At 67.4% G+C, this 17672-nt stretch carries 20 protein-coding genes; 15 read left to right on the top strand and 5 right to left on the bottom strand.

Translation table 11 applies throughout. The features are described 5' to 3' along the window. Positions 1-6 precede the first annotated feature (6 nt). On the bottom strand, positions 7-339 hold the full coding sequence (locus ACIBK2_RS36385) for a hypothetical protein (RefSeq protein ID WP_396974236.1): 333 nt from the start codon (positions 337-339) through the stop codon (positions 7-9). Positions 340-883: 544 nt separating this feature from the next. Between ACIBK2_RS36385 and ACIBK2_RS36380 the strand changes: the two genes are divergently transcribed. Further along, positions 884-1120: a hypothetical protein gene (locus tag ACIBK2_RS36380; protein WP_396974234.1), complete on the top strand. Its 237-nt coding sequence runs from the start codon at positions 884-886 to the stop codon at positions 1118-1120. A gap of 81 nt (positions 1121-1201) precedes the next feature. On the opposite strand, the gene ACIBK2_RS36375 is transcribed toward ACIBK2_RS36380, so the two are convergent. Together ACIBK2_RS36375 and ACIBK2_RS36370 are read right to left on the bottom strand one after the other, a co-directional pair. Beyond that, on the bottom strand, positions 1202-1783 hold the full coding sequence (locus tag ACIBK2_RS36375) for a dihydrofolate reductase family protein (RefSeq protein ID WP_396974232.1): 582 nt from the start codon (positions 1781-1783) through the stop codon (positions 1202-1204). Positions 1784-1869: 86 nt separating this feature from the next. Then, positions 1870-2700, bottom strand: coding sequence for a helix-turn-helix domain-containing protein (locus ACIBK2_RS36370; RefSeq protein ID WP_396974230.1), 831 nt, complete (start codon positions 2698-2700; stop codon positions 1870-1872). Between the two features lie 127 nt (positions 2701-2827). Here ACIBK2_RS36370 and argC point away from each other — a divergent pair, with 127 nt between their 5' ends. Genes argC through ACIBK2_RS36340 form a run of 6 tightly spaced genes read left to right on the top strand, consistent with a single transcriptional unit; the run spans position 2828 to position 8794 of the window. Next, complete coding sequence (argC, locus tag ACIBK2_RS36365) at positions 2828-3901, top strand: N-acetyl-gamma-glutamyl-phosphate reductase (RefSeq protein WP_396974229.1); 1074 nt, start codon at positions 2828-2830, stop codon at positions 3899-3901. 47 nt (positions 3902-3948) lie between these two features. Continuing rightward, positions 3949-5154: a bifunctional glutamate N-acetyltransferase/amino-acid acetyltransferase ArgJ gene (gene argJ / locus ACIBK2_RS36360; RefSeq protein WP_396974580.1), complete on the top strand. Its 1206-nt coding sequence runs from the start codon at positions 3949-3951 to the stop codon at positions 5152-5154. Then, on the top strand, positions 5151-6077 hold the full coding sequence (gene argB / locus ACIBK2_RS36355) for an acetylglutamate kinase (protein WP_396974228.1): 927 nt from the start codon (positions 5151-5153) through the stop codon (positions 6075-6077). Before argJ ends, argB begins: the two co-directional genes overlap by 4 nt. Further along, positions 6074-7297, top strand: coding sequence for an acetylornithine transaminase (locus tag ACIBK2_RS36350; protein WP_396974227.1), 1224 nt, complete (start codon positions 6074-6076; stop codon positions 7295-7297). Before argB ends, ACIBK2_RS36350 begins: the two co-directional genes overlap by 4 nt. After that, positions 7294-8250, top strand: coding sequence for an ornithine carbamoyltransferase (gene argF, locus ACIBK2_RS36345; RefSeq protein ID WP_396974225.1), 957 nt, complete (start codon positions 7294-7296; stop codon positions 8248-8250). The genes ACIBK2_RS36350 and argF overlap by 4 nt, the downstream gene beginning before the upstream one ends. Positions 8251-8278: 28 nt before the next feature. Further along, positions 8279-8794: an arginine repressor gene (locus ACIBK2_RS36340; protein WP_396974223.1), complete on the top strand. Its 516-nt coding sequence runs from the start codon at positions 8279-8281 to the stop codon at positions 8792-8794. A gap of 7 nt (positions 8795-8801) precedes the next feature. Here ACIBK2_RS36340 and ACIBK2_RS36335 read toward each other — a convergent pair whose 3' ends face one another. Beyond that, a complete protein-coding gene (locus ACIBK2_RS36335) occupies positions 8802-8957 on the bottom strand; it encodes a hypothetical protein (RefSeq protein WP_396974221.1) in 156 nt (51 codons plus the stop codon). 257 nt (positions 8958-9214) lie between these two features. On the opposite strand from ACIBK2_RS36335, the gene ACIBK2_RS36330 reads away from it, so the two are divergent. From ACIBK2_RS36330 to ACIBK2_RS36315, 4 genes are all read left to right on the top strand, one after another. Beyond that, positions 9215-10417, top strand: coding sequence for an argininosuccinate synthase (locus ACIBK2_RS36330; protein WP_396974219.1), 1203 nt, complete (start codon positions 9215-9217; stop codon positions 10415-10417). A 109-nt stretch (positions 10418-10526) separates the two neighbouring features. Continuing rightward, the gene (locus tag ACIBK2_RS36325; RefSeq protein ID WP_396974217.1) at positions 10527-11447 is read left to right on the top strand and encodes a class I SAM-dependent methyltransferase; all 921 of its coding nucleotides are present in this window, start codon (positions 10527-10529) and stop codon (positions 11445-11447) included. After that, positions 11444-12865 carry an argininosuccinate lyase gene (argH, locus tag ACIBK2_RS36320; protein ID WP_396974215.1) on the top strand — a complete coding sequence of 474 codons (1422 nt, stop codon included), beginning with the start codon at positions 11444-11446 and terminating at the stop codon, positions 12863-12865. The genes ACIBK2_RS36325 and argH overlap by 4 nt, the downstream gene beginning before the upstream one ends. A gap of 150 nt (positions 12866-13015) precedes the next feature. Further along, positions 13016-13339, top strand: coding sequence for a DMT family transporter (locus ACIBK2_RS36315; RefSeq protein WP_396974213.1), 324 nt, complete (start codon positions 13016-13018; stop codon positions 13337-13339). A gap of 55 nt (positions 13340-13394) precedes the next feature. Here the strand turns inward: ACIBK2_RS36315 and ACIBK2_RS36310 are convergent, their stop codons facing one another. After that, entirely contained in the window at positions 13395-13952 is a 558-nt protein-coding gene (locus ACIBK2_RS36310; protein ID WP_396974211.1) for a Uma2 family endonuclease, read from the bottom strand. A gap of 402 nt (positions 13953-14354) precedes the next feature. Between ACIBK2_RS36310 and ACIBK2_RS36305 the strand changes: the two genes are divergently transcribed. The 4 genes from ACIBK2_RS36305 (at position 14355) to ACIBK2_RS36290 (ending at position 17652) form a co-directional block, all read left to right on the top strand. After that, the gene (locus ACIBK2_RS36305) at positions 14355-15161 is read left to right on the top strand and encodes an ATP-binding cassette domain-containing protein (RefSeq protein WP_396974209.1); all 807 of its coding nucleotides are present in this window, start codon (positions 14355-14357) and stop codon (positions 15159-15161) included. After that, positions 15158-16213, top strand: a complete 1056-nt coding sequence (locus ACIBK2_RS36300) for an ABC transporter permease (protein ID WP_396974207.1) — start codon at positions 15158-15160, stop codon at positions 16211-16213. The genes ACIBK2_RS36305 and ACIBK2_RS36300 overlap by 4 nt, the downstream gene beginning before the upstream one ends. Before the next feature lie 42 nt (positions 16214-16255). Continuing rightward, complete coding sequence (locus tag ACIBK2_RS36295) at positions 16256-17230, top strand: ABC transporter substrate-binding protein (RefSeq protein WP_357391479.1); 975 nt, start codon at positions 16256-16258, stop codon at positions 17228-17230. A gap of 275 nt (positions 17231-17505) precedes the next feature. Then, positions 17506-17652, top strand: coding sequence for a hypothetical protein (locus tag ACIBK2_RS36290; RefSeq protein ID WP_387244743.1), 147 nt, complete (start codon positions 17506-17508; stop codon positions 17650-17652). Positions 17653-17672 lie beyond the last annotated feature (20 nt).

Raw genomic sequence — 17672 nt, 5'->3', positions numbered from 1 at the left:
GTGGGGCTACTTGCGGAACTTCACCGAGCGGAATTCGACGTCGCGCTCATGCTCGCCGGGCGCCATCGCGTTCACGACCTTGCCGTTGCAGTCGTCGCCGCGGAAGAGTTCGGCAATGCGATTGGTCTTGTTCTCGGCGAAACCCTTGCCTTCGATGCGGTAGCAGCGGTCGTTCTTGGGATCTTCGAGCCGCTGACGGTCGCCGTGGTTGGTGTAGATGAACGAGCCCTTGGCCTCCAGGGTGCCCGGATCGGTATCGGCATGAGCAGTGGTAGCTCCGCCGAGAGCCAATGCGAGAACCGCGCCGGCCGCAGCGAGAGCGCCTCCGAGGTGTTTCATGATCTGCCTTTCGTAGAGCCTTCACCCACGTATCTCGTGAAACGTGGTCGCTCCCGGGCACCTTGTGGGTCGCGCCGGGGGTTTTGTCTTGGCCTGGCCAGTCGACGTCGACGGTTCCGAGCGTAGCAAGAATCGCACTGGGGAAATCGATGAAATCTGTTGTGCCACAGTGGAATACGTAAAAATTGAGACACCGTTGGATGGGCATGCGGGAGCCTCGGGGGCGTCGAGTCGGAGATGACGCGCGGCAACGGAGCCGATCATGAAATAGCTCTCCACGCCGAGTGGCGGGGTCGTTCCTACGCTGTGGGTCTTGCCCGCACGGGGCTCGAAATGCCCACTGGCTCAATGGGATTTCTCCCGTCGATCATGCTAACAACTTGCCTTCGCGAAGGTTCCCCAGTCGTCGGGTGGGCGCGCGTCGCTGGTCGACGCGAAGCACCCCCGGCCTAGCCCAGGCAGGGGGTGACGCGATCGACCAACGCCGTAGTATTGGGCTTGACTATCACGGCGTGGCCGAACGAGCGAACGGCGGAGGCGAAGAATGACCGACGAGGAGATCGTCGTCTCGTTCGCCCTGACCAGACTGGACAACGCGGACAGCGACCTCGACCTGGAAGACGTTGCCGCCCTGGTAGTGCGCCGCCTGACCCCTGATCAGATGCTCGACCTCGCCACCCGCAACCTGGCTGCACGAAATGAGCTGCGGGGGGCGTTGTTCGAGTCTGCGGTCGAGCATGTGCTCAGGACCGTCCTGACCGCCCGAGGGTCTGTCGACTAGCGGATCGACACAACAACCGCGAGCTGGTGAATACCCCGCTCGCGGGTCGACGTGGACTTCTCGCGTACCCGCTCAGATCGGTCAACGGCGCACGCGATAGCGCAGGTGAAGCACCCGGTTGCCCTGAATCACCATGTCAGGCTCCTCCAACAGGTGCTGCGCGTCGACCGACCCGAAGTAGCGCTTGCCGGACCCGAACACGACGGGTACGACGTCCATGCGCACCTCATCGACCAGGCCCGCGGCAAGCACCTGGCCACCGACGTCGCCGGCGGCGACCTCGACCAAGCGGTCACCCGCAAGCTGCTGCGCCTTGGCCACGGCTGCCTCGACGCCGTCGACGAAGTGAAACGGCGCCTCGGGGTCCCAGCCCTCGGGCTTCGGCCGGTGCGTCACGACGACCACGTGGTCGACCCCGGCCGGCGGCTTCCCCTCCCAGCCGTCGGTCATGTCGAACACGTGGCGGCCGACGAGGGTCACCCCGATCTGGTCCCAGTACGGCCGCGTGTAGTCGTAGGACGTCTGCGACACCTTCAGCGCGCCGCTCTCGTCCAACGGGACGTCGCCGCTGGACAGCCAGTCGAACAGCGGTCCGGGCTGGTCATGCTCGTTCGCGACGAAGCCGTCCACCGACACCGAGCTGTACATGACTACCTTGCCCACGGGGCTCTCCTTTGCTGTGGGGTGCCCCCAAATGCTTTGGGGTGTCCTCAAATTAGCGTGTCGTGAGCTGTCGATCTTGTAAGAAATCAAACGGCAGGCAGCGGCCAGCTGTCCAGCACGTGGGCGGGATGTTCGCGCAGGAACTGCCGCCGGACTTCGACGTACCGGGTCGGCGTGAGCCCGGTGAACGCCCGGAACTCGTGTCCGAAGTGGGCTTGGTCGAAGTAGCCTGCGCCACCGGCGAGTTCGGCCCAGTCGACCGGTCCGGCGGGGTCGATCGCGAACACCGTGGCGGCGAAGCGGTAGGTGCGGGCCAGCCGCTTGGGCGTGACGCCGATGTGCTCCTTGAACCGCTGTGCCAGATGAGTGCTGCTGACGCCGGCTGCCGCGCTCAGGTCGCCGATCACCACCCCTCCGGTGGTCGCCGCGATGACGCGGGCCGTATGGCGGACCAGCCCCAGACCGGCGGTCTCGCACAGCCGTCGCATCAGCTCTTGCTCGAGCAGCGTCAGCATCTCGTGCGGTCCGTCCGCCGTGGCCAGCCGGTCTCGCAGCTCAGCAACAGCGGGCCGGCCCCAAACCTGCTCTAGCGTCACCGGCCGGTCACGCAGCTCGGCCGCGGGCATCGCCAGGAACGGCGCCAGCCCCCACGGCTTGAAGTGCACACCGACGGACCGGGTCCGGAGTGGGTAGCCGAACTCCAACGCGCGCGTTGGCATAGTGACCACGCAGCCGTCGGCGTACTCGGCCGTCTCGATGTCGGTGCCGGCGCGAATGCGGAACGGCGCCCCGAGGTTGACGATGAGCAGCGCCGCGGGCATCGGCGGCAGCGTCAGCCGGGCGTACGGCGGCACACCCTCCAGGTAGTAAAGGTCGTCGATCAGCCCGTCCAGTGGCGGTCGCGGCACTCTGGACATGTACTCCACGCCCATAGCATCGCCGACACTCCACCGACATCGTGCGCCGGATGGTCCAGGCGACCATCGAGGGTTGGCTGGAGACCCACCGGGTGAATGAGATTGCATAGTCGTGCATAATCATCACATGGTTGATTCGGTGCACGCGCCGGAGCCAGGCGCGCCCGCGTTGCGGGTCGCGGTGGCCGGGGCGAGTGGGTACGCGGGCGGGGAAGTGTTGCGGCTGCTGCTGGGGCATCCGGCGTATCGAGCCGGGCGCCTGGAGATCGGGGCGCTGACGGCGGGGGCTAATGCCGGGACCCTGCTCGGGGAGTTGCAGCCGCATTTGCTGCCGCTAGCCGATCGGGTGCTCGCGCCGACGAGCGCCGAGGAGCTGGCGGGGCACGATGTGGTGTTCCTCGGGCTGCCGCACGGGGCGTCCGCGACCATCGCGGAACAGCTGCCTGCTTCGACGGTGATCATCGATTGCGGTGCCGACTTCCGCCTGACCGACGCGCGGGCGTGGGAGAAGTACTACGGAAGCAAGCATGCGGGCAGCTGGCCGTATGGGCTGCCCGAGCTGCCCGGCGGTCGCGAGAAGCTGCGCGGCGCCAGCCGGATCGCGGTGCCCGGCTGCTATCCGACCGTGGCGAGCCTCGCGCTCGCACCGGCCATTGCGGCAGGGATCATCGAGCCGCGGGTGAATGTCGTTGCGGTGAGCGGAACCTCGGGCGCGGGCCGCAAGCTCGATGTCGGACTGCTCGGCTCCGAGGTGATGGGTTCGGTGCGGGCCTACGGCATCGCGGGCGCGCACCGGCACACCCCGGAGATCACCCAGAACCTTTCCGCGGCAGGCGGTATCGACGTCGCCGTGTCGTTCACCCCGGTGCTCGCGCCGATGCCGCGCGGCATCCTGGCGACCTGCACCGCGCCGACCGCGGTGGACGCCGTCCAGGCCCGTGCGGTCTACGAAAAAGCCTATGCCGACGAACCTTTCGTGCACCTGCTGCCGGAAGGCGTACTGCCGCAGACCGGTGCGGTCCTCGGCTCCAACGCCGTCACCCTGCAGGTGGCGGTGGATGCCGACGCGGGCCTGCTCGTGGTGATCGGCGCGATCGACAACTTGACCAAGGGCACCGCGGGCGCCGCGGTGCAATCCATGAACCTGGCCGTCGGATTCGACGAGACCGCAGGACTTTCCACCGTAGGAGTGGCACCGTGACGACATCCGCTGCGACATCGACAACGGGCGAGCGAAGCGAGGGAGATATGCCCAAGCCCGGCAAGCTGGTACGGAACCAGGGCGTGACCGGGCCGCTCGGCTTCCGCGCTGCCGGTATCGCCGCTGGCATCAAGGCGAGCGGAAAGCCGGACCTGGCACTGGTTTTCAACGAGGGCCCGGAATATGCCGCGGCAGGCGTCTTCACCCGCAACAAGGTGAAGGCCGCCCCGGTGCTGTGGTCACAGCAGGTGCTGACCGGCGGCCGCCTGCGCGCGGTGATCCTCAACTCCGGCGGCGCCAACGCCTGCACCGGCCCCGGCGGCTTCCAGGACACGCACAGGACGGCCGAGGAACTCGCTGCCGCACTGAGCAATTGGGGCTCCGAGACCGGCGCGGGCGAGATCGCCGTCTGCTCGACCGGCCTGATCGGCGACCGGCTGCCGATGGACAAGCTGGTGCCCGCGATCACCGAGATCGTGCACGAGATGGGCGGCGGCCTGTCCGGCGGCCTCGACGCCGCGCACGCCATCATGACCACCGACACGGTGCCGAAGGAAGCCGCCTTCCACCACCGCGACAAGTGGAACGTCGGCGGCATGGCCAAGGGCGCGGGCATGCTCGCCCCCTCGCTGGCCACCATGCTCGTGGTGCTGACCACCGACGCCGCCGTCACCGCCGACCAGCTGGACCAGGCGCTGCGCAACGCGACCGGCCGCACCTTCGACCGGCTCGACGTCGACGGCTCCTGCTCCACCAACGACACCGTGCTGCTGCTGGCCAACGGCGCCAGCGAGGTCACCCCGAGTCAGGCCGACCTCGACGCCGCCGTCCTCGCGGTCTGCGACGACCTGGCCGCCCAGCTGATGGGCGACGCCGAGGGCGTCACCAAGCGGGTGCTGGTCACCGTCGCGGGCGCGGTCAGCGAGGACGAAGCGGTGGCCGCCGCGCGCACCGTGGCCCGCGACAGTCTGGTCAAGACCGCGCTTTTCGGTTCCGACCCGAACTGGGGACGGGTGCTCGCCGCGGTCGGCATGGCGCCGGTCACCCTGGACCCGAACCGGATCTCGGTGTCGTTCAACGGAAGTCCGGTCTGTATCGACGGCGTCGGCGCGCCCGGTGCCCGCGACGTCGACCTGTCCGGGATGGACATCGAGGTCCGCATCGACCTGAATGTCGGAGCCGCGCAGGCCACCATCCGCACCACCGATCTCTCGCACGGCTATGTCGAAGAGAATTCGGCCTACAGCTCATGACAGGCCAACTGCACGAAGACCTTTCGGCACTGGACAAGGCGCACATCCTCGCCGACGCACTGCCCTGGCTGCAGAAGTTCCGGGACAAGATCGTCGTGGTCAAGTTCGGCGGCAACGCCATGGTCGACCCGGAACTCGAGCGGGCGTTCGCCGCCGATATGGCCTTCCTGCGCACCGTCGGCGTGCACCCGGTGGTGGTGCACGGCGGTGGCCCGCAGATCAGCGCCATGCTGAAAAAGCTTGGCCTGGAAGGCGAATTCCGCGGCGGTTTCCGGGTAACCACGCCGGAGGTGATGGATGTCGTGCGGATGGTGCTGTTCGGTCAGGTCGGGCGCGAGCTGGTCGGGCTGATCAACGCGCACGGCCCATACGCGGTCGGCATCTCCGGCGAGGACGCGAATCTGTTCACCGCGACCCGCCGCACCGTCGAGGTCGAGGGCATCCCGACCGACATCGGCCTGGTCGGTGACGTCACCTCGGTCAACCCCGACGCGGTGCTCGACCTGATCGGCGCGGGCCGCATCCCCGTGGTCTCCACCATCGCGCCGGACGCGGACGGCGTGGTGCACAACATCAACGCCGACACCGCCGCCGCCGCGCTCGCCCAGGGCATCGGCGCGGAGAAGCTGGTGGTGCTGACCGACGTCGAGGGCCTCTACACCGACTGGCCGGACCGGTCGTCGCTGATTACCCGCATCGATACCTCGGCGCTCGCGGAGTTGCTGCCGCGCCTGGATGCGGGCATGGTGCCGAAGATGGAAGCCTGCCTGCGGGCCGTGCAGGGCGGGGTACCGACCGCGCACGTCATCGACGGTCGCGTGCCGCACGCGATGCTGCTGGAACTGTTCACCGGAGAAGGAATCGGAACGATGGTGACGCCGTCCTCGAATGGGGCAGGCTCGCTGAACGGAACGAAAAAATGAGCGCAGAGCAAAACCTCCAGACGCGGTGGACCGCCGCGATGATGAACAACTACGGCACCCCGAAGCTCGCCTTGGTGCGCGGCGCGGGCGCGGTGGTCTACGACGCGGACGGTAACCGCTACGTCGACTTCCTCGGCGGCATAGCGGTCAACAGCCTCGGCCACGCGCACCCGGCCATCCTGGCCGCGGTCACCGAGCAGCTCGGCACGCTCGGGCACACCTCGAATCTCTATATCAACCAACCGACGGTCGAACTGGCCGAGCGGTTGCTCGCGCACTTCGGTGACGGCTCTTCGGAATCCGGGCACAGCGGTCGGGCCTTCTTCTGCAACTCGGGCACTGAGGCCAACGAGGCCGCGTTCAAGATCGCGCGGCTGACCGGTCGGCGCAAGATCATCGCCTGTGAGGAGGCGTTCCACGGCCGGACCATGGGCGCGCTCGCGCTCACCGGGCAGGCGGCCAAGCGGACGCCGTTCGAGCCGATGCCCGCCGGCGTCGTGCACGTTCCTTACGGTGACGCCGCGGCGCTGGAAGCCGTCGTCGACGAGGACACCGCCGCGGTGTTCCTCGAGCCGATGATGGGGGAGAGCGGCGTTGTCGTGCCGCCGATCGACTACCTGGTCAAGGCTCGCGAGATCACCGCCAAGCATGGCGCGCTGCTGATCCTCGACGAGGTGCAGACCGGTATCGGCCGGACCGGAAAGTTCTACGCGCACCAGGCCGTTGGCATCGTGCCCGACGTGATCACCCTCGCCAAGGGCCTCGGCGGCGGGTTGCCGATCGGCGCGGTGCTGGCCACCGGCCGGGCCGCCGAACTGCTCACCCCCGGCCTGCACGGCACCACCTTCGGCGGCAACCCGGTCTGCGCGGCGGCCGCGCTCGCGGTGCTGCGCACCATCGACGACCAGGATCTGCTCGCGCATGTGGAGTCGGTCGGCAAGCGGCTCGCCGACGGCATCGAACTGCTGGAGCATCCGCTGATCGATCACGTGCGCGGGGCCGGTCTGCTGCTCGGCATCGTGCTCACCGACGACGCCTCCGCCCATGTCGAGGCGCGCGCACGGGCGGCCGGATATCTGGTGAATCCGGCCAAGCCCAACGTGATTCGGCTCGCGCCGCCGCTGATCCTCACCGAAACCCAGGCCGACAACTTCGTCGCCGATCTGCCGGAAATCCTGGACGCGGCGACCCAAGATGCGAAGGAGGCTGCGGCGCTATGACTTCAGCACAGCACGCGGTACGGCACTTCCTCCGCGACGACGACGTGAGCCCGGCCGAGCAGGCCGAAATCCTCACCCTCGCGGCCGAACTCAAGCAGTCGCCGTTCTCCCGGCGGCCGCTGGAGGGTCCGCGCGGCGTCGGGGTGATCTTCGAGAAGAACTCCACCCGCACCCGGTTCTCCTTCGAGGTGGGCATCGCCCAGCTCGGCGGGCACGCGGTGGTGGTGGACGGGCGCGACACCCAGCTCGGTCGCGAGGAAACCCTCGGGGACACCGGAACTGTGCTTTCGCGCTACGTCGACGCGATCGTATGGCGCACCTTCGAGCAGTCTCGGCTCGACGAAATGGCAGCGACCGCAACGGTTCCCGTGGTGAACGCGCTGTCCAACGAGTTCCACCCGTGCCAGGTGCTCGCCGATCTGCAGACGCTCGCCGAGCGCAAGGGCAGCCTGGCGGGCCGCAACCTCACCTACTTCGGCGACGGCGCCAACAACATGGCGCACTCGCTGCTGCTGGGTGGCGTCACCGCCGGGTTGAACGTAACCATCGCCTCGCCTGCGGGTTTCGAGCCGGTGCCGTGGATCCTGGAGGCCGCGCGCAAGCGGGCCGCCGAGACCGGCGCCACCATCACGCTGACCGGTGACCCGATCGCCGCGGCCGACGGCGCGGACGCACTGGTGACCGATACCTGGACGTCGATGGGTCAGGAGAACGACGGCCTCGATCGCGTCGGCCCGTTCCGCCCGTTCCAGGTGAACAGCCACCTGCTCGCGCAGGCACAACCGGATGCCGTTGTGCTGCACTGCCTACCGGCGCATCGCGGCGAGGAGGTCACCGACGAGGTGCTCGACGGTCCGCACAGCGTGGTGTGGGACGAGGCGGAGAATCGGTTGCATGCACAGAAGGCGCTGCTGGTGTGGTTGCTGGCCAAGCGAAGTGACGGTGCGGCATGACGGAGTGCGACCGATCTGAGGTGGTGTCGTGAGCGTGGCGCATCCGGAACCGGGTAAGACGGGCCCGGAGATCGCCCGCACCCGGGCCGGGCGGCAGTCCCGCATTGTCGAACTGCTCACCGCGCACGCGGTACGCAGCCAGACCGAGCTGGCGGCGCTGCTGTCCGCCGAGGGCATCGAGACCACCCAGGCCACCCTCTCGCGTGATCTCGACGAACTCGGCGCGGTGAAGCTGCGCGCCGCCGACGGTGGCGCGGGCGTCTATGTGGTTCCCGAGGACGGCAATCCCATCCGCGGCGTCATCGGCGGCACCGATCGGCTCGCGAAGCTGCTCGGTGATCTATTGGTCTCCACCGACCACAGCGGCAACATCGCGGTCCTGCGCACTCCGCCGGGCGCCGCGCACTACTTGGCCAGCGCGCTGGACCGGGCCGCGCTGCCGTACATCGTCGGCACCATCGCGGGCGACGACACCATCGCCGTCATCGCCCGTGAACCACTGACCGGGGCCGAACTGGCCGCGAAGATCGAGGAGATCGCCTGACCGCGGGTCAGGAGAACGGGTACTGGCCGGTGCCGCCGCCACCTGGCCCGTTGTTCGGCGTGCCCGCGTTGATCACGTCCTGGATGAGGTCCACCACGGCGCGTCCGACGTTGAGGACGTCGTTGCCCAGAGTGCTGAAGTCTTGCGCGATGAGGTGCAGCATTGCGTCCGTCCTTCTATCCGCCCGAAGATTCCGCTTCTCAGGGTCGCACACCGGGCAGGGCGCGCCAAGGGTGTAATTCGCTTGATGGGCAGTGACTTTCGCGAACGACCCGGGGTTGCCGGGCGGAATACCGGACCCCCGCTGTGAATGGGCTTGCATCATCGTGCATAATCATTTGCAGGACGTGCGGGCCGCTAGGGCGGGAAGCCTGTCCGTACTTCGAAGACAAAGCATCGAAACCGAGGAGCACACAGACCATGTCCGAACGCGTCGTACTCGCCTACTCAGGTGGGCTGGACACCTCCGTGGCGATCAGCTGGATTGCCAAGGAGACCGGTTCCGAGGTGGTGGCCGTGGCCATCGACCTCGGCCAGGGCGGCGAGGACATGAACGTGGTGCGCCAGCGAGCGCTGGACTGCGGCGCGGTCGAGGCCATCGTGGTGGACGCGCGTGACGAGTTCGCCAACGACTACTGCCTGCCGACCATCCAGGCCAACGCCATGTACATGGGCCGCTACCCGCTGGTGTCGGCGATCAGCCGCCCGCTCATCGTCAAGCACCTCGTCGAGGCGGCCAAGTTCCACGGTGCGAGCACCGTCGCGCACGGCTGCACCGGCAAGGGCAACGACCAGGTGCGCTTCGAGGTCGGCATCGGCGCGCTCGCGCCGGACCTGAACGTGATCGCCCCGGTCCGTGACTACGCGTGGACCAGGGAGAAGGCCATCGCCTTCGCCGAGGAGAACTCGCTGCCGATCAACGTCACCAAGAAGTCCCCGTTCTCCATCGACCAGAACGTCTGGGGTCGCGCGGTGGAAACCGGCTTCCTGGAGGACCTCTGGAACGCGCCGACCAAGGACGTCTACGACTACACCGCCGACGCGACGGTCAACTTCGAGGCGCCCGACGAGCTCATCATCAGCTTCGAAAAGGGCATCCCGGTCGCCATCGACGGCCGCCCGGTCAGCGTGCTCGAGGCCATCGTCGAGCTGAACCACCGGGCCGGCCGTCAGGGCGTCGGCCGGCTCGACATGGTCGAGGACCGGCTCGTCGGCATCAAGAGCCGGGAGATCTACGAGGCGCCCGGCGCCATCGCGCTGATCACCGCGCACCAGGAACTGGAGGCCGTCACCGTCGAGCGCGAGCTCGGCCGGTACAAGCGGCAGGTCGAGCAGCGCTGGGGCGAGCTGGTCTACGACGGCCTCTGGTTCTCCCCGCTCAAGCGCGCGCTCGACGCGTTCGTCGGCGAAACCCAGGAGCACGTCTCCGGCGACATCCGGATGGTGCTGCACGGCGGCAACGCGGTCGTCAACGGACGTCGCTCCGAGCAGTCGCTCTACGACTTCAACCTGGCCACCTACGACGAGGGCGACACCTTCGACCAGTCGCTGGCCAAGGGCTTCGTGCAGATCCACGGGCTGTCCTCCAAGGTCGCCGCGCGCCGGGACCTGAACCAGAAGTAGTCGCGAGGCTCGGTCTCCTGGTGAGCCGCACGTCGGCGGCGGCTCACTCAGGAAGCGGTCGTAGTCTCGGGGGCGGCCGAGGAATCGGCTCGACTCGAAGGGAGCGACGATGCGGACCGATGGCGACAGCTGGGACATCGTGAGCAGTGTGGGCGCGACGGCACTCGGTGTCGCGGCGCTGCGCGCGGGCGAGAGCAGGCGGGCCGACGCGTTGTTCCGCGACCCGTACGCCGAACTGCTGGTGAGCGCGGTCGGTTCGCCGTCGTGGACTCAGCTGAGTCAGCGCCCCATCGGCGAGATCGGCCAGTCCGTGGTGCGCTCCTACGGCGCGCTCGGTGATCTCCTGGTGGCCCGCACCTGCTACTTCGACGACTATCTCGAAGCGGCGGCCGCCGCGGGCATCCGGCAGATCGTCATCGTCGCCGCCGGACTCGATGCCAGGGCTTACCGGCTCGACTGGCCTTCGGACACCACGATTTTCGAGCTGGATCAGCCGAAGGTGTTGCAGTTCAAGGCATCCGCGCTCGCCGAAAGCAAGCCTGCGGCCGACCGTCGCGAGGTCCCGGTGGACCTGCGCAACGACTGGCCTGCGGCGTTGCGCGACAAGGGTTTCGACCCGGCCGCGCGGACCGCATGGCTGGTCGAGGGGTTGCTGCGCTATCTCCCCGCGGACGCGCAGGATCGCCTGTTGACCAACATCGCAGAGCTGAGCGTTCCGGGCAGCCGAGTGGCGATCAATATGACGACGCAGGGCGACCTGATACCGGATAGGCAACAGCAGCAAGACAATCGAGACCGCATGCTCGCCGCGCTCGACATCGATCTGGACGTCGACTCGCTGTGGTACTCGACCGAAGGGCGCAGCGATCCGGTCGCCTGGTTCGCCGAACACGGCTGGACCGCCGAACGGGCCGACGCGGTCACCGTGCTGGCCGACCGCGGCCGTGTGGTGCCCGCCGACGTCGCCGAGCAGATGCATTCCCACTTACTGATGACCGCAATCCGACCCGGAGGAGACAGCACACCATGACGCAGAGCGGCAGCACGAACACCGGTGCGCTGTGGGGCGGGCGTTTCGCGTCCGGACCGGCCGAGGCGATGGCGGCGCTGAGCAAGTCGACCCAGTTCGACTGGGTCCTGGCGCCCTACGACATTCGCGCGTCCAAGGCGCACGCACGCGTGCTACACAAGGCCGGACTGCTCTCCGAGAGTGACCTCGCCGGAATGCTCGCGGGGTTGGATCAGCTTGCCGCGGACGTGGATTCGGGCGCGTTCGCCCCCGCCGACTCCGACGAGGACGTGCACGGCGCGCTGGAACGCGGACTGATCGACCGGGTCGGCACCGAGCTCGGCGGGCGGCTGCGGGCCGGGCGGTCGCGGAATGACCAGGTGGCCACGCTGTTTCGGATGTGGCTGCGCGACGGCGTGCGCCGGGTCGCGGTCGGCGTGCTCGACGTGGTCGACGCGCTGGTGACGCAGGCCGCCGCGCATCCCGACGCGGTGATGCCCGGCAAGACGCACCTGCAGGCCGCGCAGCCCGTGCTGCTCGCGCATCACCTGCTCGCGCACGCGCATCCGCTGCTGCGCGATATCGATCGGCTGCGCGACTTCGACAAGCGAGCGGCGGTGTCGCCGTACGGTTCCGGCGCACTGGCCGGTTCCTCGCTCGGACTCGATCCCGAGGCGATCGCCGCCGAACTGGACTTCGACGGTTCCGCCGCCAACTCGATCGACGCCACCTCCTCGCGTGATTTCGCCGCCGAGGCCGCGTTCGTGCTCGCCATGATCGGCGTCGACCTGAGCCGGATGGCCGAAGAGGTGATCCTCTGGAGCACACCGGAATTCGGCTACATCACCCTCGCCGACGCCTGGTCCACCGGCTCCTCGATCATGCCGCAGAAGAAGAACCCGGACGTCTCCGAACTCACCCGCGGCAAGGCGGGCAGGCTCATCGGCAACCTCACCGGCCTGCTGGCCACCCTGAAGGCCCAGCCGCTGGCCTACAACCGAGACCTGCAGGAGGACAAGGAACCCCTGTTCGACTCGGTCGCCCAACTGGAACTGCTCCTCCCCGCCATCGCAGGCCTCGTCGCCACCCTCACCTTCCACACCGACCGGATGGCCGAACTCGCCCCCGCCGGCTTCACCCTCGCCACCGACATCGCCGAATGGCTGGTCCGCCAGGGCGTCCCGTTCCGCGTCGCCCACGAGGCCGCAGGCGCCTGTGTCCGCGCCGCCGAATCCCGCGGCGTCGGCCTGGCCGACCTCACCGACGAAGAATTCGCCACCATCGACCCCGCCCTCACCCCCCAGGTCCGCGAGGTCCTCACCGTCCAAGGCTCCATCGCCTCCCGCAACGCCCGAGGCGGCACCGCAGGCACCCAGGTAACCCTCCAACTCGCCGAAATAGCCACCACCACAGCCCAACTCCGCACCTGGCTGGCCTGAACCCGCGAGCAGCTACATCCCGCACTCTGATTTGGGATCTGCACTGGCTCTAGGGCCCTAGAGCCAGTGCAGATCCCAAGTCAGAGTGCGGATCTTCAGCTGCGGCAGCGCGCCGCGTCGCTGTTGTGCGGTAGTCGATACGCTGCGGTCATGACCCTGTTGTTGCTGGCCATTGCCATCGCGTCCGAGGTGACCGCCACCGTCTTTCTGAAGCTTTCCGACGGATTCAGCAAGGTCATCCCGTCGATCATCGTGGTGATCGGCTACGGCAGTGCCTTCTGGTTCCTCTCCCAAGCCTTGAAGCGCGGCATGCAGATCGGCGTCGCCTACGGCATCTGGTCCGCGGTTGGCGTGGCAGCCATCGCCCTCATCGGCGTGCTGTTCCTGGACGAGCGCCTGACCCTGATCCAAGTCGGCGGCATCGGCCTGGTCATCCTCGGCGTCCTCGCACTGGAGCTCGGCGGCGCGCACTGAGTTCAGCTGTACCGACGACCAGCTGGACCGTCGGTACACCCGGATGCTGTGTGGATCAGAGGAACTCGCCGGTTTCCAGGTCGAACTCGAAGGGTTTCGGCAGCCGGAGCGCGGCGCCGAACTTGGCGGTCGCGGTGTGCCGGTACTCTGCGTTCGCCGGTTCCCAGTAGATCTTTGTTTCGGCTCGATGGCGATCGATCAGCAGGTATGCGGGAATGTCTGCCTGTGCATAGGCATCGCGCTTCTCTATGCGATCAACTTCCGCGTCGCGTTCGCGGCCTGAGGTGATCTCCACGATCATCAGGACCCCGGTCGGGGCGGACCACGATGGCTGGTCCCGGAAACAGCCACGCGGTGCGACGGCGCCGTCCACTCTGGCGCGACTTTCACGATAGGCCGGGATACGTGCGCCGACCTGGGAGAATAGCCGCCAATCCGGGCAGTGGTCCCGAATCTGATCGCTGACGATGCTGGTGAACTCAGCATGCTCGCCATCCGGGACCGGAACCACGTGGATCCTTCCGTTGATCAGCTCGACGTCGACTTCCTCGGACGATGCGCGCTCCAGCCTGTCGAACTCCGCGAGGCTGACGTCGGCGTCCGTGCTGCTCATATCCCTAGGCAACCGGGTGGCGCTGGTTCGGTCTGCTGGTCGTCCACCAGCAGACGTCGCGCTGTGGTGCGCGGGCTCAGGTCTGGTCGCGGGCTTCCACGGTCCATTGGCAACTCCTCCTACTCGACGACAGGACGGTTGTGCATTTTCTTTGACGTGCGACGGGGCCAGCTAGTTCCCGCAAATCTCCACGACTTTCTGCACCGAAACTGCAGCATTGGCGAGCCCTACCCGAGGAACCTGCCAACATGAACATTCCGTGCATTGTTTTCTCGGCTCGGAAACCGGATTCCGTTGCGTCTTCCGCATTTTGCCGAATACGTCCCACGAGATGATGGGGCGAACGTAGCATCGGGCGATGGACTGGACGTTTGCTCAGCTGTGCGCGCACGGATGTGGCCGATGACCTCGGACGATGCGGCGAAGCATGCCGATACCGGGGGCGATTCCGTCGTCACGCTGCGGGCCGAGGGGCTGGTGAAGCGCTACGGCGGGGTCGAGGCGTTGCGTGGCGCGAACTTTGAGGTGAGCGCCGGTGAAGTCGTCGCGCTGATCGGCGACAACGGTGCGGGTAAATCGACTCTGGTGAAATGCCTTTCCGGGGCCGAGCAGCCGGATTCCGGGCGGATTTTGCTGGACGGCAAGCCGGTGGTGCTGAATACGCCAACCGCCGCACGCAAACTCGGCGTGGAGACCGTGTATCAGGACCTCGCGGTGGCGCCCGATCTTGACCCGGCCGCGAACCTGTTCCTCGGCCGCGAACTGGTGCGTAAGGGCCTGGCGGGCCGGCTCGGCATGCTGGACCGCACCGCGATGAGAGCCCAAGCGGTCGAACACTTCCGGCGCCTCGGCGTCACCCTGCAGAGCGCCGACGTGCCGATCGGCTCGCTGTCCGGCGGGCAGCGGCAGAGCGTCGCGGTGGCCAGGGCGGTGATGTGGGCCAGCAAGGTGGTGTTCATGGACGAGCCGACCGCCGCGCTCGGCGTGGTGCAGCGCGAGCGGGTGCTCGAGGTGATCCGCCGGGTGGCCGGCGAGGGCATCGCGGTGGTGCTGATCAGCCACAACATGCCGGAGGTCTTGGCGGTCGCGGACCGCATCGAAGTGCTGCGGCTCGGCAGGCGGGTGGCGCGGTTCACCGCGGCCGAGGCCACGCTCGAGCAATTGGTGGGCGCCATGACCGGCGCGTTGTCACAGGAGGGGGCCGCGTGAGCGAGGTCAAGTCCGTCAGCGTCGACGGAAACGACAACGGCGGCACCGAACTGCCGGAACGCACTGTCCTGCAACGACTGATGGGCGCGAGCACGGTGTGGATCGGCGTCGTGCTGGTCGCGTTGTGCATCGTGTTCAGCATCCTGCGGCCCGATGCGTTCCCGACCCGGTTCACCTTTCAGACGCTGCTCATCGAAACCTCGGTGCTGCTTGTTCTTTCGGTGGGGATGACGTTCGTGATCATCACCTCCGGCATCGACCTCTCGGTCGGCATGGTGCTGATCTTCTCCGGCGTCATCGGCGCCAAATCGATGGAGTGGCTGAGCCCGGACCAGGACGCCACCGGCGCGGGCTGGGGCATCATCGCCGTCGGCTTCCTGCTTTCCATTGCGGGCGGCGGCCTTTGGGGCCTGATCAACGGATTGCTGGTGGCCAAGGCCAAGATTCCGCCACTGATCGTCACGCTCGGCTCGTTCGGCGCCGCACTCGGCGCGGCCCAGCTGATCACCGGCGGGGTGGACACCCGGACCGTCCCCGAAAACCTGCGTGACACACTCGGTTTCGGCACCACGCTGGGCGGGATCCCGAACCTGGTGCTGGTCGCCACCGTGGTGACCGTGCTCGCCGCCTGGGTGCTGCACACCACCCGCTTCGGCCGCTACACCTACGCCATCGGCTCCAATGAGGAAGCCGCCCGGCGCTCCGGCATCGCGGTCACCCGGCACCTGGTGTCGGTGTACCTGCTCACCGGCGTGCTGGCCGGTCTGGCGGGCTTCATGAACCTGGCCTACTTCGGCACCACCACCATCGGCGGGCACACCACCGACAACCTGGATGCCATCGCGGGCGTAGTGATCGGCGGCACCAGCCTTTTCGGTGGTGTCGGCTCGATCGTCGGCACCGTGATCGGCGTGTTCATTCCGTCGGTGCTGAAGAAGGGGTTCGTCATCGCGCAGGTGCCGGTGTTCTGGCAGCCGATCGCGGTGAGCGTGGTCCTCGTCGCGGCGGTCTGGTTCGACCAGCTCCGCCGCCGGGCCCGTGATCGGAAGTAGGAATTCGATAGTGGAACAACACAATAACGGTGGAGGTAACCAATGAGGGTGGCCAAGCGGACAGCGGTGGTGATCGGCGCGATGGCGTCGATCAGCGCGCTGTTGGTGTCTTGTAGTGGGCAGGTGAGCAATTCGGGCAGCACGGACAGCAAGAAGCTGGTGCTGATCCCCGGCGTCGCCGACGAGCCGTTCTACATCTCGATGCAGTGCGGCGCACAGGACGAAGCCACGAAGCTCGGCTACAAGCTGGACACGCAGGCGCCGACCAAGTTCGACGCAGGCTCCCAGACGCCGGTGCTGACCGGTGTGGTGGCGAACAAGCCGGGCGGCATCCTGATCGCGCCGACGCACGCCACCGCCATGGCCAATCCGATCAAGCAGGCCAAGGACGCGGGCATCAAGATCGTCGAGGTTGACACCGCGCTCGACGACACTTCCATTGCGCTGTCGTCGATTTCGTCGGACAACAAGAAGGGCGGCGCGCTCGCGGCGCAGACCCTGGCGAAGCTGGTGGGGGAGAAGGGGCCCGTGCTGGTGATCAACACCAAGGCGGGCACGTCCACCACCGACGCTCGCGCGCAGGGTTTCGAGGACGCGGTCAAGAGCTTCCCCGGCATCACCTCGCTCGGCGTGCAGTACAACAACAACGAAGCGGCACAGGCGGCTTCGATCGTCACCGCGACGCTGGCCGCGCACCCGGATCTCGCCGGTATCTTCGCGACCAACCTGAGCTCGGCCGAGGGCGCGGCCACCGGCCTGCGCAACGCGAACAAGCTCGGTCAGGTGAAGCTGGTCGGCTTCGACGCGAGCCCGAAGCAGGTCGAGGACCTGAAAGCCGGTACCGTGCAAGCGCTTATCGCCCAGGACCCGGCGGGCATCGGCGCCAAGGGCGTCGACCAGGCGGCCGCGGCGATCGAGGGCAAGCCGGTCACCCGCAATATCCAGACCGACATGATCGCGATCACCCAGGCGGACATGGACGCCAACTCGAAGTACTTCTACAAGCGCAAGTGCTGACAGTCGCCCGATGAGGGGCCGACCGGACGCCACCGCGTCCGGTCGGCACGGGTCCAGGCGCCGCTACCAGGCGGGGTCTTCAGCAAATATCTGGAAACACCCATATCGGACCACTCATGACTTATCATGAGTCGCGGCGCCCATCTGAAAGGCGTCCGAGCACCTCGCCCTTGACCAGGTGAAGTGGCCTCTACCCGGTTCTCTGCTTGATGGCACTTCGAGTCTTCGTACAGCTCGACAGCTACCGGAAGTAACGAACAGAAGGAGAAGAGGAAATGATCGGATCCATCGTGGGCAACAGCTTGGCAATGTTCATGGCCGCTGTCCTGGCCGTCGCTTTTCCGATCGGCGGCTCCATCATGGACGCCGTGCTGCTGCCGATGGCCGCCATCGTGAGCCCCATGTTGTTCTTGGGCAGCTGAGCGCCTGTATTTTCGCGGGT

The sequence above is a fragment of the Nocardia sp. NPDC050175 genome (assembly GCF_044459885.1).
Lineage (GTDB): Bacteria > Actinomycetota > Actinomycetes > Mycobacteriales > Mycobacteriaceae > Nocardia.
This window is presented reverse-complemented; position numbering and strand designations above follow the sequence as displayed.